At 43.8% G+C, this 13,806-nt stretch carries 14 protein-coding genes and 1 pseudogene; 6 read left to right on the top strand and 9 right to left on the bottom strand.

The window, feature by feature from the left end:
• Window positions 1-99: 99 nt before the first annotated feature.
• Window positions 100-1,530: a chromosomal replication initiator protein DnaA gene (gene dnaA / locus FN831_RS18795; RefSeq protein WP_142529741.1), complete on the top strand. Its 1,431-nt coding sequence runs from the start codon at window positions 100-102 to the stop codon at window positions 1,528-1,530.
• Between the two features lie 5 nt (window positions 1,531-1,535).
• Here dnaA and FN831_RS18790 read toward each other — a convergent pair whose 3' ends face one another.
• From FN831_RS18790 to FN831_RS18750, 9 genes are all read right to left on the bottom strand, one after another.
• Window positions 1,536-2,087 (bottom strand): NUDIX hydrolase, encoded by a 552-nt coding sequence (locus FN831_RS18790; protein WP_185960538.1) that lies wholly within the window; start codon window positions 2,085-2,087, stop codon window positions 1,536-1,538.
• Complete coding sequence (locus tag FN831_RS18785; protein ID WP_142529740.1) at window positions 2,087-2,491, bottom strand: hypothetical protein; 405 nt, start codon at window positions 2,489-2,491, stop codon at window positions 2,087-2,089. Before FN831_RS18785 ends, FN831_RS18790 begins: the two co-directional genes overlap by 1 nt.
• A gap of 3 nt (window positions 2,492-2,494) precedes the next feature.
• Window positions 2,495-3,280, bottom strand: a complete 786-nt coding sequence (locus tag FN831_RS18780) for a TPM domain-containing protein (protein ID WP_142529739.1) — start codon at window positions 3,278-3,280, stop codon at window positions 2,495-2,497.
• 6 nt (window positions 3,281-3,286) lie between these two features.
• The gene (locus tag FN831_RS18775; RefSeq protein WP_142529738.1) at window positions 3,287-3,730 is read right to left on the bottom strand and encodes a TPM domain-containing protein; all 444 of its coding nucleotides are present in this window, start codon (window positions 3,728-3,730) and stop codon (window positions 3,287-3,289) included.
• 76 nt (window positions 3,731-3,806) lie between these two features.
• On the bottom strand, window positions 3,807-4,388 hold the full coding sequence (locus FN831_RS18770; RefSeq protein WP_142529737.1) for a LemA family protein: 582 nt from the start codon (window positions 4,386-4,388) through the stop codon (window positions 3,807-3,809).
• A 171-nt stretch (window positions 4,389-4,559) separates the two neighbouring features.
• On the bottom strand, window positions 4,560-5,687 hold the full coding sequence (locus FN831_RS18765) for an MFS transporter (protein ID WP_142529736.1): 1,128 nt from the start codon (window positions 5,685-5,687) through the stop codon (window positions 4,560-4,562).
• On the bottom strand, window positions 5,688-6,374 hold the full coding sequence (locus FN831_RS18760) for an HAD family hydrolase (protein ID WP_142529735.1): 687 nt from the start codon (window positions 6,372-6,374) through the stop codon (window positions 5,688-5,690).
• A gap of 12 nt (window positions 6,375-6,386) precedes the next feature.
• Window positions 6,387-7,409 carry a zinc-dependent alcohol dehydrogenase gene (locus FN831_RS18755; protein WP_142529734.1) on the bottom strand — a complete coding sequence of 341 codons (1,023 nt, stop codon included), beginning with the start codon at window positions 7,407-7,409 and terminating at the stop codon, window positions 6,387-6,389.
• A 28-nt stretch (window positions 7,410-7,437) separates the two neighbouring features.
• Window positions 7,438-8,673 (bottom strand): aspartate aminotransferase family protein, encoded by a 1,236-nt coding sequence (locus FN831_RS18750; protein WP_142529733.1) that lies wholly within the window; start codon window positions 8,671-8,673, stop codon window positions 7,438-7,440.
• Between the two features lie 331 nt (window positions 8,674-9,004).
• Between FN831_RS18750 and FN831_RS18745 the strand changes: the two genes are divergently transcribed.
• From FN831_RS18745 to FN831_RS18730, 5 genes and pseudogenes are all read left to right on the top strand, one after another.
• Window positions 9,005-10,546: an NAD(P)/FAD-dependent oxidoreductase gene (locus FN831_RS18745; RefSeq protein ID WP_142529732.1), complete on the top strand. Its 1,542-nt coding sequence runs from the start codon at window positions 9,005-9,007 to the stop codon at window positions 10,544-10,546.
• 104 nt (window positions 10,547-10,650) lie between these two features.
• Window positions 10,651-11,010, top strand: a complete 360-nt coding sequence (locus FN831_RS18740) for a CoA-binding protein (protein ID WP_142529731.1) — start codon at window positions 10,651-10,653, stop codon at window positions 11,008-11,010.
• 299 nt (window positions 11,011-11,309) lie between these two features.
• Window positions 11,310-12,362: a PAS domain-containing protein gene (locus tag FN831_RS18735; RefSeq protein ID WP_221931357.1), complete on the top strand. Its 1,053-nt coding sequence runs from the start codon at window positions 11,310-11,312 to the stop codon at window positions 12,360-12,362.
• A 410-nt stretch (window positions 12,363-12,772) separates the two neighbouring features.
• Window positions 12,773-12,955 (top strand): annotated as a pseudogene (locus FN831_RS28460) (hypothetical protein); the annotation flags it as partial.
• Entirely contained in the window at window positions 12,918-13,268 is a 351-nt protein-coding gene (locus tag FN831_RS18730) for a DUF4143 domain-containing protein (protein ID WP_142529729.1), read from the top strand. The pseudogene FN831_RS28460 and the gene FN831_RS18730, both read left to right, overlap by 38 nt.
• Window positions 13,269-13,806: the final 538 nt, after the last annotated feature.

The raw sequence follows: 13,806 nt of genomic DNA, 5'->3' as shown, positions 1-13,806 counted from the left end.
GTTTTTTTTGTTGATAATTTTTTGAATCTTCGATCTCCCGAAACAGTATTTTCAATAAGCTGTTTTAGCTACCTAAAACCGACAAATTATAGAATACCTATGGAAAAAACTTGTACCGAAGTATGGAAAAACTGTCTGCAGATTATTAAGGACAATATCCCGGGCCAAAGCTTCAAAACTTGGTTCGAACCGATTTCTGCCCTTAAACTGGATGGCAAGGTTTTGACAATACAGGTGCCTAGTTTATTCTTCTATGAATGGCTGGAGGAACACTATGTCGGCCTGCTTCGCAAAACGGTAAAAAAGCAATTGGGAGAAGAAGGCAGGTTGGAATACAATATTGTTGTGGATAAATCTTCTAACAGCGGTTCGCCATATACAACTAATATACCCTCCAATGGTAACGGCGCGGAAGCAAAAATGCAATCTATGCCAATACCTGTTTCTATCAATAAGGACATTAAAAATCCTTTTATCATTCCGGGGCTGAAAAAACTCAATGTAGACCCTCAGCTCAATTCAAACTATACCTTTGAAAACTATATCGAGGGAGATTGTAACAGGCTCGCACGCTCAGCAGGATATGCCGTAGCTGCAAAGCCAGGGGGCACCTCTTTTAACCCCCTGATGGTATACGGAGGAGTTGGCCTGGGGAAGACCCATCTGGCCCAGGCGATCGGCAATGAGATCAAAAGGACCATGCCCGATAAACTGGTCATCTATGTTTCCTGTGAGAAATTTTGCCAGCAGTTTGTAGACTCCTTAAAAAATAATACGATCAATGATTTTGTGAACTTCTATCAGGCGATGGATGTCATCATTATGGATGATGTACACAACTTTGCTGGGAAGGAAAAAACACAGGACATATTTTTCCATATTTTCAATCACCTGCACCAATCCGGCAAACAGGTTATCCTTACTTCAGATAAAGCACCAAAGGATTTAGCCGGACTGGAAGAGCGCCTGCTGAGCCGTTTCAAGTGGGGCCTTTCTGCAGATCTTCAGATTCCTGACCTGGAAACGCGTATTGCGATCCTGAGGAAGAAAATGTATGCTGACGGAATTGAGCTTCCGCAGGAAGTAGTTGAATATGTAGCCCATAACATTGATAACAATGTGCGGGAACTGGAAGGAGCGATGGTATCCCTGCTGGCACAATCTACGCTGAATAAAAAGGATATCGATCTTGGTCTGGCTAAACAAATGCTGAAGAACTTTATCAAGAACACCACAAAAGAGATTTCCATGGAATACATCCAGAAACTGGTATGTGAATACTTTGAGGTTCCTGTGGATATGGTGAAATCTCCGACACGTAAAAGAGAAATTGTACAGGCCCGTCAGATCTCCATGTACCTGTCTAAAAGCCATACCAAATCGTCTTTGAAAACGATTGGTGCTTTTTTTGGTGGCCGCGACCATTCCACTGTGATTTATGCCTGTCAGACCGTAGAAGACCTCATCGATACGGATAAGAAATTCAAAGGCTACGTACATGATATACAGAAAAAGCTCAAAATGAGCTAATTCTGTTACTTAATTGCCTCCAGCTTTAATAAGCCATAAAACAGCGCGGCAGCATGGAGCGACTGATCTATTTTGTTCTCCACTAAAAGCTGTTTCACTTCATCAATAGTATATTCCTCTACATTGAGGATCTCGTGCTCATCCAGGTGCTGCTCCTGAGTTTTTACACCGCCTTTCAGCAAATAGGTAAAAGTTCTGTTTGTAGATGTAGCAGGGTTGGGATAAAGTGTAGCGATCAGCTCACAGCTTTTAAAAGAATAGCCCGTTTCTTCCAGTAGTTCACGTCTTACGCCCAGCTCAGGGTCTTCACCCGGTTCTATTACTCCTCCCGGAACTTCTAGCGAAATGATATCTGCGGCATGACGGTACTGTCGTACCAGGATTAATTTATTGTCGTCAGTCAAAGCGATCGCATTTGCCCAATCTGGATATTCAAGCACGTAGTAATCATCTTTGACAGTACCATTCTGTAATTTACAAGTATCTACACGTAAAGTCGCCCATCTCTCTTTCACCAGATATCTGGATGAAAGTTTCTGCCATTTTAAAATCTCCATCAGGAATTAAGGTTTAAGTATTGCTCTATGCTTTTTTGCCGCCCAATGCTGATCATGTTTACAACATGATGTTTGATTTCCAGGATCTGGTAAATTAGCTTCAGTTTATGTGCCAGTGATCTATTCTCTTTGGTAAGATTTACAGTACTAAATTTGAGGTAGAGCAACTGTGAAAAGAAGTCGAGCTTTTCAGCTGCGAAGTCTTTTTGCTGCAGGAAAAGTTCAAAGTCCTCCAGGCTACTGTTGAGCACGTCTGTAAAGAGAATTCCAAAATCATTTTCCAGCAGTTCATCAATACCTTTGTCGGCTTCTTCAAGTTTGCCTTCCTGTTTCAGTCCCATCAGCCTTGCCAGTGCCTGGGCAAGCTTTTGTATTTCTGCGGTTAAAAGATCTCGTCTGTACATAGGTTACCAGCTTCCGCTGCTGCCTCCGCCACCAAAACTACCCCCGCCGAAACCACCAAAGCCACCACCGCCGCCTCCGCTGCTGCCACCGCCCCAGCTGCTGCCGGAACTTCTTCCGCCCAGCATGTTGCCTAGCAGCATACCGGTTAAAAATCCGGATCCTGAACCGCGGCCACCTAAAATCTGACTGCCGCCACCACCACCGCCGCCTCTTCTGATAATAATGATGATGATAACAATGATGACAATCAGGATAAAGATTCCGTTTCCGGTGCCGTTTTTAGATCCTTTGGCTTTTGGATTGTCGTTTTTGTACTCTCCCTTGCTGTATTTGATAATCGCAGTGGTACCTGCATCAAGGCCACTGTAATAATCGCCCTCCTTAAAATAGGGCTTAATTTCGTTGTCAATAATCCTCTTGGTAATGATATCGGGCAAAGCCCCCTCCAGGCCATATCCTGTTTGCATAGCGATCTTGCGGTCGCCCAGCGCAACCACGATCATCACGCCATTGTTTTTCTTTGCGCCGCCTACGCCCCATTTTCTGCCCAAACCGAGCGCATAGTCATTGATGTCGTACTCACCAACACTTTTGATAATCGCAATGGCAATTTGTGTAGAACTGGAGTCGTCATAAGCTACAAGCTTATTCTCCAGCTGTTGTTTTTGTACTTCCGTGAGCGTACCTGTATAGTCATTTACCAGAGTTGCAGGTTTTGCGGGGAAATCCTGTGCAAAACCACCGGTATATAATAGTGTCAGGAATAAGGCTAAGATTATTTTCTTCATTTGTTCTTAGTTAGCATCCCTTTTGTCCATAAAAATAATGTCATTGGGCAATTCATTGATATCTCCATTTTGAGGAGGAAAGTGAGCGGCCAGTTTTTCTCCTGCCAGTTGTACCCCGGCAACAATACCATTCAGAATGTTTCCACTGGCAAAATGTGCTTTCATTGCTACCTGCGTAGTTTCCCAGAAATCTGGTGGCACCACACGGTGGATACCTCTGTCGCCGATGATCGCAAATTTTTGATCAGCATAGGCGATATAGATCAGCACGCCATTGTGTAACGACGTTTTATCCATCCCTAATTTACCAAAATAGGCAGTAGCCCTTTCAAAGGCTTCACCCGGACAATGTTTTTCTACTGCAATCCTAATTTCGCCTGAGGTAAGCTTTTCAGCATTGCTAATCGCGCTGGTAACCAGGTCTTGTTCTTGTTCAGTCAGAAATGACATATGTGATATGAATTAAACAGATAAGGGTATGACATGCTGATTAAACACGTGATACCCTTATTTGTTGTGCTGTAGATTAAAATTGTACTTTAGGAGCATTTTGGGCACCTTCGTCAGCCTTAAAACCAGCTCTTTGTTTAAAGCCGAACATACCCGCGGTAAGGTTGTTTGGGAACGATCTCACTTTGGTATTGTATTCCTGCACAGAATCGTTAAAATCCTTGCGGGCAACGGCAATCCTGTTTTCTGTTCCTTCCAGCTGTACAGAAAGATCACTGAACTGTTGGGTAGCTTTCAATTCAGGATAATTTTCTGTCAGCACCATCAAACGGCTTAATGCCTGTCCTACCTGTCCCTGTGCAGCTTGGAACTGAGCAATTTTTTCCGGTGAAAGGTCATCGGCATTTACCTTGATCTGGCTGGCTTTAGAGCGTGCTTCTACCACTGCGGTTAATGTACTTTGTTCAAATTTAGCTGCTCCCTTTACGGTACTCACTAAATTAGGGATCAGATCAGAGCGGCGCTGGTACTGGGTTTCTACCTGGTTCCATTTTGTTTTCACATCTTCATCCAGCTTAACCATTGAATTATAGCCACAGCTGCTCAGCATGGTAGTGACAAATAAGGCTCCAATAATTCCTAATATTGCTTTTTTCATTTTTATTCTGTTTTGGTTTAACAAGTGTTAATTTATGGAGTAAGATACAATTTCCATACCTATGTTACAACTGGGGACAAAAACCTGACAAGATGTATGTAAACACCCAGGCACAGCAGTATTGTATGCAGATTAATTACATTATGGCAGTTGCAGGAAGAAGAATGATGTTCAGTGTTTGATACGTGAAGCAAGAAGTGTAGTCCCCAAACCAAGAATAGCAATGAGTGTGAACGACCAGCGCAGGCTGCTGGCCTCAGCAATAAAGCCAATCAGCGGCGGGCCTATGAGAAAGCCCAGAAAGCCAACAGTTGAGACCGCCGCTATTGCCATTCCGGGTGCTAGCGTGCTGGATTTCCCGGCCAGTGCTATAGCAAGCGGAACCACTGAAGATACGCCGATGCCTACCAGCAGAAATCCCAGTGTAGCCACATAAATATTTGGAAAAACAACCGCAAGCAGTAAACCGGAAGTGCTGATAATGCCGCTCCATTGCAAAATGCGTTTTACGCTAAAACGCGTAACCAGATGATCGCCCGTAAAACGGCCGGCTGCCATAGTGCCCATAAATGCGATATACCCTGCTGTGGTCAGGGAGGATGGGGCCATCACAATTCTGTGAAAATATATCCCGCTCCAGTCGAACATCGTACCCTCAGTGATCAGGCTGGCAAAAGCGATCATTCCCAGTTTGAGGATGTTCTTGTCCGGAACAGCAAAAACCGGCTGAGATTCCTGCGGCTCATCTTCTGGCAACAGGGACCTCCGGTTGAGCAGGGCCAGTGTCCAGCAGATCAGGGCGATTGCCGAAAAATGCAGCCATACCGGGTATTTCAGCGCAATAGCGAGGGTGCCGAGGGCAATTCCTGTGAATCCTGCAAGGCTCCACAATCCATGAAAGGAAGTCATGATAGATCTTTTGTACAGGTTTTCAATACCTACAGCCTGAGTATTCATGGCTACCTCAAACACATTGTTGAGGTAGCCAAAAAAAAACAGTACGATCACAAGCTGCCAGATCTTTACCGTAAAACCGATCATGCATAACATCAAAGGAAAGAATAGTCCGGCGGCGACCAGGATTTTGCGGCTGCCAAAGCGGGTGACCATCCATCCTGATAGGGGAAGGCTGATCATGAGCCCTACGGGCAGGGCAAACAAGATACTGCCCAGCTCAGCATTACTGAGCTGAAAGCTGGCCTGCAGTTCATGGATACGGCAGGCCCAGCTTGAATAGGTTAAACCAGCGATAAAAAAGAATACGCTTGTTGCTCTGCGATAGCTGTGGTTTAATTTCATTTATCCTATCGTATTTGTTTGTAAACCAATATGCCGGTGGAGATGATCGTAATCTGAAATCTTGATGATTTCTGAAAGGTGATCAAGACGTTTGTTTTCTATACCAATAAAATTTATGCCCAGCTGTTTGGCCGCCAGATAATCCCAGTTGCCATCACCAATGTACACAATTTCGGATAATTCCATTTTGACACCGTTATATGTGTCCATTTTCCTGATTGTATCGCTGATGATTTCATTTCTTGCCATGGCATCCTGTGCAAACGAAGCTGCGGTGTGCCTTTGAATGGGAATACCTGCACAGCGCAATTTAAACTGTGCTGATTCCTGCCATCCGCCTGTGGCCAAACCAATGCTGAGATTTGTTTGCCGGTACAGGGCTTTTAATGTCCTGCCAGCGTTGTTTATCTCGGATATGCATCCCGGCTGCTTTTTATAGGCTTGCTCCAGCAGTTCACAAAAGCGCCGGATAAAGTGGTTCCTTTCCTGCCAGGTAAAAGACCGGCCCAGTTGTTCCCTGAACAACTGATCGATGATACCAGAATCGGTGGTATTGGTATAATCGCCATATTCTGTGCTAAAGTTTTTGAAATGAAAGACCTCTTCCAGCGCCTGGGTAAAGCACTGATCGTCTGTTGCAGTGGTATCGGTTAATGTTCCGTCGATATCAAAAATGATGTATTTCATAGTGATGATATATTAAATGAGGATTACTGATTTCAGGCTGGCAATTTCATTGCTCCTTTGTTTTTTCTGCAGATCACATCCCAGGTCTTTCAGGGCCTTGCTGAAATCACTGAGCTGATATTGATTGGTAATTATTTTTTCGAGCCCCAGTGATCCGCTATTGATCAGGTCGGTGGCATGTTTAAAGGTGTCCTGCGAATCAATGGAGCCGATAATAGAAATGCTCCGGTCGGCAATCTCTCTTGGATTAATGGTTTGCTGATTATTGCGCAAGCCCATTAGCGATATTTTTCCACCATCTGCAATGGCTTGCACAGACTTTTCCAGTAAACTGCCCGTAGTATCTATGATCAGGTCGAACTGGTTTTTCTCAGGGATAAATTCAGGTTCCAGTTTCCAGTCGCCCTGCAATATCCCGCGCTGTTCTATCAACTTGATCCTGTCCTTTGAAGCCTCGTAGATTGTTCCGTTCCTGAGGCCATGCTGGCTGAGGGCAAGATAGAAAAGCAGGCCGATGGGGCCGCCGCCGAGGATTGCAGTGCGCATGAATGGGTTAACGGCAAGTTTTTTTACCGCAGTAAGTACACAGCTGAGGGGTTCAGACATTGCGCCCTGCTCAAAGGGGATCCCGTCATTCAGCGGATAAATGAAGCGGCTGGTTGTTTTAAAATAGCTGGTAAAGGTACCATCTATGGATACACCTGCTTCTGTGGTTGCTTTTTTAAGACAGTGGTTGCGCAGCCCCTTTCTGCAGTGGCTGCACTCTCCGCAATAGTATGTAGGGTCAATAATTACACGGTCGCCTTCTTTCCAGTGCAATGCATTGCTGCCACTTGCTACAATGACACCGGCGGATTCATGTCCTATGATTACCCGCTGCCGGGCAGCATATTCTCCGGAAACGATGCTCAGATCCGTGCCGCAGATGCCTGTTGCGCTGATGGCCACGATCACTTCATCAGGTGACGTGATCAGTGGTTCTTCTCTTTCTTCAATGCTGATATCCCATGGGTTGTTATATACAATCGCTTTCATTCCTTTATCAATTTATTTTAAAATTTAATTACAAACTGCCGAATATCTTATTCAGCCTGAACAGGATTTCTTCAATTTCCTCCACTGTGGTGGTTAATGCGGGCCTAACCTTTACTACATTGCCAAATCCGTAACGTGAGCCCCGCATGATCATATGCTGATCTTCCAGTGCAATATCCAGGATATGATTGGTCAGCGCCGTATCCGGGGCATTGTCCTGATCAATAATCTCAAGGCCCCACATATAGCCGATACCCCTTACGTCCCCTATGATGTGGCCGTAACGTTCCTTCAGCTCCTGCAAGCCCCGGCCCAGGAATTCTCCGTTTGCACGAATGCTTTCGAGAAAGCCTTCCCTGGAAATTACTTCGATTGTTTTCCTGGCTGCGGCAAGAGAGAGCAGGTTGCCTCCAGAAGTGTAAGAGTGCTCAAACTTTTCAAGGACATCAAATTGCGGTTTGTAAAGGATTGCGGCCGAAGGTATTCCAATACCGCCGAGGCCTTTGGCCAGCGTAATGATATCAGGATTGATATCAAAATATTCACTTGCAAACATATATCCTGTTCTTCCGATCCCTGTTTGTACTTCGTCGGCAATCAGCACAATTTCCAGCTCGTCACAAATTCTCCTGATTCTTTCAAAATATCCTTCGGGAGGTATGATATTGCCGCCGTTTCCCAGGATTGGCTCTATGATCATACAGGATATATTGTCTGAGCTGCCATAATCTGCATAATCATAGATAGCTTCAGCACACAGGTATCCGCATTCCGGCGCTCCCATGGCCCCAAACGGACATCTGTAACAGTATGGGGCGGGTACTGTCCCGTGCTGGATGGCGATGGTGTTTGGGAATGACTTTCGCCGGAAGGCGTTTCCGGAAATGCCGGTAGTGTAGAGCGTTTGCCCGTGGTGAGACAGGGATAAGCTGATGACCTCGCTTTTTCCATTATATTTATTGGCGATCTTTACTGCGCCCTCATTGGCTGTAGACCCGATAATATCCCGCATCCAGCCATGAGTGAGATAATCAGGAGCTACTGCTAAGATATCATCAAGGACATCCTGCGCAATGGTGCCTGTAAAAGAGGAAGAGACATGTATCAAAGCTTCCACCTGTTTTTTTAGCACATCCACAAGTTCGGGATGACTGTAGCCGAGAGAGATGTTAAATGTGCCTGAGACGGCATCTATATAGTCCTCATTTTGAGAAGTATAGAGATGTATTCCTTCTCCTCTTACGAAATTGATTTGATTTGACATAGCTTGATAATTAATATATTTGGTTAAATAAAATTCTGTATAAATCAAAATATTGGAGAGGAGTTAACTTTTTTGTTATTAATCAAATTTATAATTACATTTTTGTTTCATTTATAATTTTATATATCACATATGTTAATTTATATTACCAATGTCGTTGGGTTATATGAATGGGAATTGCTTAGATCTGTGTTGTGCTTCAGTTAAATAACCGGATTACAGGTGGGTCATATGGCTGTCCGTACCCTGCCTGCAATAGCTGGAAAAATTAAATCTTCCTGGTATTTCCTTATCTTTGCTGTGTTCAGGATAGAAACCTGACATGAATTTTATGCAGAAAGAAATAGAAATCACTATCGCCCCTGAGGATGCGGGACAGGAAGAGCATATTTTAAAACAACTCTCCATCGCACTTAAAACAGATCAGCTGCACATTAAAGGATATCAAATCCTGAAACGGTCGATTGATGCACGTTCGCGCAAAGTGATCTTCAGGATGCAGGTGAAAGTGTTTATTGATGAGCCCCGGGTCCCGGAGGTGTTTACACTTAAATATCAGAACGTAAGTGATAAAAAACGCGTAATCATTGTAGGCGCCGGCCCGGCTGGTCTGTTTGCTGCCTTGCAGTGTATTGAAAACGGCATGAAACCCATAGTCCTTGAACGCGGTAAAGATGTAAAACAACGCAGAAGAGACCTGGCATTGATCAACAAGGAAGGCATTGTGAATACCGAATCCAACTACTGTTATGGTGAAGGTGGTGCCGGAACCTATTCTGACGGAAAACTGTATACCCGCTCCAATAAGAGGGGGGATATCAATAAGGTTCTTCAGATTTTTGTTCAGCATGGCGCAACAGACGATATTTTGGTGGATGCCCGACCGCATATCGGTACCAATAAACTTCCCCATATTATAACAGCTATCAGGGAAACCATTTTAAATGCCGGGGGAGAGGTCCATTTTGATAAAAAAGTAACAGACCTGATGATCGAATTTGACAGGATCAAAGGCGTTGTGGTCAACAATGAGGAAAGCCTCACTGCCGAAGCCGTAATTCTGGCTACTGGCCACTCGGCACGTGATATTTATACACTATTAAATAAAAAGGGCATCCTGGTAGAAGCAAAGCCCTTTGCTTTGGGTGTACGTATTGAGCACCCACAGGAAATTATTGATGCTGCCCAGTATCATTGTGCAGTGAGAAGTGAATTTTTACCCCCGGCTTACTACAGCCTGGTTGAGCAGGTGGGCAGCAGGGGCGTCTTTTCATTCTGTATGTGTCCGGGTGGGATTATCGCGCCCTGCGCCACTCATGAAAATGAAATTGTAGTGAATGGCTGGTCGCCCTCCAAGAGGAACAACCCATTTGCAAACTCAGGGACAGTGGTGCAGGTTACCCTGGAAGATGTTCCGGGCGATGATCCGCTGCGGATGATGGATTTCCAGCACGGAATAGAACAAACAGCCTTTGCACTGGGGGGAGGGAATTTAGTTGCTCCGGGACAACGTATGGTAGACTTTGTTGAAGGCAGGGTGTCAGTAGATCTGCCCCGCAATTCCTATTTGCCCGGTACACGAAGTGTGATGCTCAAAGAAACCCTGCCAGACTTTATCGCCTCCAGCTTAAAAAGTGCCTTGCCTGTTTTCGGTAAAAAAATCAAAGGTTATTACACAAATGAATCGATCCTGGTGGGCGTGGAGAGCAGGAGCTCGTCGCCGGTCCGGATTCCAAGGGACAGAGAAACCTTTCAGCATCCGCAGGTCGCGGGACTTTATCCATGTGCAGAGGGCGCAGGATATGCCGGCGGAATTGTCTCTGCTGCGATCGATGGGGTAAACTGTGCCAACGCAGTGCTCAACTTTAATTAAACATTTTGCAAGCTGAAGCTGTTGTTAGGTTTAACACTGATTGTTTATGATCTCCACTTCATATGATATTGAATGATTGAGTATCAAAATTTAAACTTACTGTGATGAAGAATACATTGATTATAGGTGCAAGTCCTAACCCTGAAAGATACGCTTACCGTGCAGCACATATGCTGAAATCAAAAGGTCACTCTATCGTGAATATTGGTATAAAAAGTGGCGAAGTTGCCGGCGTTGCCATTGAAAAGCCTGTTGATATCCATCATGATGTGGATACAGTTACCCTATATATTGGTCCTGCACTGCAGTCGGGGTATTTCGACTACATCCTTGAGACCAAGCCTAAGCGGGTGATTTTTAACCCCGGAACAGAAAATGACGAACTGAAAGCTATTTTAAAGGCAAGCGGCATTGAGACTATGAATGCCTGCACTCTGGTTTTACTTGCTACCGGGCAATATTAATTGCCTTTAGCACCTAAAGGAAATGTTGGTGCAAAAAACCGGCATTTTTGTTCTGCTTGTGATGAATTGGTATCTTTTAGGTATGTTTGTTTTTTATATTCCTGCTAATATTAATTGTGCATTAATTTTTGTTTGCATAAAGTTGGGGTATAAGGGATCTCATGCTCATGAAAAACTTATCCAAATTCAAAATAACCTTTTTTTATTTGATGGTTGGTGTGATTTGCCTTCTGATAATTGACAGTATAAGAGATTTATCAGCTGCTTCAACACCTGAAGGTGGGATTGGAAGGTATTCTTTGTTCAAAGATCTTCTTTTTCTGTCGGTAGCTGCTATTATTGTCTATTTTTCAGTAGGGTTCTATAAGAAAATCCACTTCGGCACTGAACTTAATTACCAGCAGCTTTTTAATGGCAGTCCGCTGCCGATGTATGTGATGACTAAAGATACGCTTCAGTTTCTTGCAGTGAATGACGCAATGGTTAAGCTTTACGGATTTACTGAGGCGGAGTTTTTGAGGATGACGGCATTTGATATCCGGCCAAGTGAGGAGCGGGGGCGGGTGAAAGCTTTCCTGGATGAGTTTGGGGAACTGACAAATGACTCCGGCAGATGGCTGCACCAGAAAAAGAATGGCGATTGTTTTTTCGTACAGATCACTTTTCACTATATACCATTGATTGAAAAAGGTGCATATCTGGTGATGATCACGGATATAGATAAGTCTATTAACGATGAGAAGAAGATCAGCGACCTGCTGCATTTGTACGAGACGGTAAACAGGGCTACCAATGATGTAATCTGGGACTATAATATCGTTACGGACGAACTCACCTGGATGCAGGGGTATTTTGAAACTTACGGTTATACGAAGGAATCAAGTGCCAATTCTTTTTGGGCGATGCAAAAAATCCACCCTGATGACCGTGATTATGTTCAGGAGGAGTTTAAACGGGTTCTTGATCATAAAAGAAAAGACTGGTCTGCAGAATACAGGTATATCTGTGCAGATGGTACAGTGAAATATATCAGAGACAGGGGATATGTCATCTTTAGTCCCGCGGGAGAACCTGTGCGGATGATTGGCGCGCTGCAGGATATAGACAAGCAGAAAAAATTTGAGCAGCAGCTGCTCAGTCAGAATGAGCAGCTCAAGGAAATTGCCTGGATACATTCTCACCAGGTGAGGCGGCCGCTTAGCAATATTCTTGGTTTGATTGCTTTGATCAAAGGTTCTGAAGTGGAGAATGAGGAATTACGTCAGTTGATAGACCTGCTTGCTGTTTCGTCGAGAGAGCTTGATGATGCAGTGATCCTGATTAACCGCGAAGCGATGGAAGGGACTGCTTAAATCTGTTCAAATAGGCACTTACAGTATCTTCAGAAGACATTCGGTAACTACTTGGTAGGGGTTCGATAGGGGTTTGATAGCCCCCTGGACTATCAAACGGCTAAGAAATGCCTTCCATTATACTATACAAGGTGTTTTTTCCATTAACCAAGAATCGAATTAAAACTTGTGTATTCCTGTTTACAGGCCAATCCGAAAAACCAATAGCTACTTACTTAAGATTATCAATCTTCGTTTAAATCTATTTTGAATGGGGTTAACCTAGTAAATCCAAAGTTTGAGTTTGGATTTACTAGGTTCGATTGTAATGTTTGATGATGCTTAAGAGAAATCTTCAATCAGAAATCCAGCGAACATTAAATAAGTCACCCGCGATAGCAATACTGGGCCCGCGTTAGGTTGGCAAAACAACCCTGGCGAGACAACTGCGCACAACCGATCATGGGACTGTCTATCATGATTTGGAAAATCCTATAGATCAAGCTAAGCTGCAGGATGCCTATGCCTACTTAACGGAATTTGAAAACTCCACAGTGATTATAGACGAAATTCAATATGGTGAGGCGATTGCAGCCATGGTTCGTGAATGCTAAAAAAAGGCTGGTGAAATCGCCCAAAACCTATATCAGGGATACGGGTATACTGCACAGGTTATTAAATATCCCTTCAATAGATAGTTTATTAGGGCATCCGGTAGCCGGTGGGTCATGGGAAGGATATGTCATTGAACAGATCTATCAGTGTAAACCAGATTATACAGAAATGTTTTTTTATCGCACTCAAACAGGAGCTGAATGTGATTTGGTTCTTGTTCAGGGAGTAACAGCGGTGGCTTGTATTGAAATTAAATTATCAAACTCTCCTGTGGTTTCTAAGGGATCTATAAGTTGTGTTCAGGATTTATAACCTAAATATAAATTCATCATTACGCCGCAAAGTGAGACTTACCCCATTGCAAAAGATATTATTGTAATCAGTTTAAAAGATTTTCTTGTGTATAAACTGATTGATTTGCAATGAAGTCTATAGGATATTTATCTAAAGTTATACATCACAGCGCTATCTGTGCGCTATATCTGCGCTGCGACTGCGCTATTTTGGCGTAAAAGGCGGAAAAACAATGTACGGATTTCTTACTTATATCGCTCTGATGTACAATTAAGACCTATTTTGCCAGATATTTTGCAGTGGCAGTGGAAAAACAAGGTGATTTTTATCGCAAGCGGTAGTTACACGGGGACTTACCCAAACCAAAGTCAGGAGAAAGCGCGAATCATTTTAGACATGGATTTGTTTCAAGTCTGCCTGTCCTGAAATATTTCTGTCTGAAAATTAGGGTGTTATCACACGCATACAAATGAATTGCCGATAATGTTTGGCTGTAGCGATATTTTTCCTACTTTTGCATCCCGCTTCGGAGGAAGGGAAACAGTGAGAAGGATAA

Origin of the sequence: Pedobacter westerhofensis (assembly GCF_900182595.1) — a bacterium.
In the GTDB taxonomy this organism is placed as follows: domain Bacteria; phylum Bacteroidota; class Bacteroidia; order Sphingobacteriales; family Sphingobacteriaceae; genus Pedobacter; species Pedobacter westerhofensis.
Note: the sequence above shows the minus strand (reverse complement) of the source record. Positions and strands in the feature narration are given on the sequence as shown.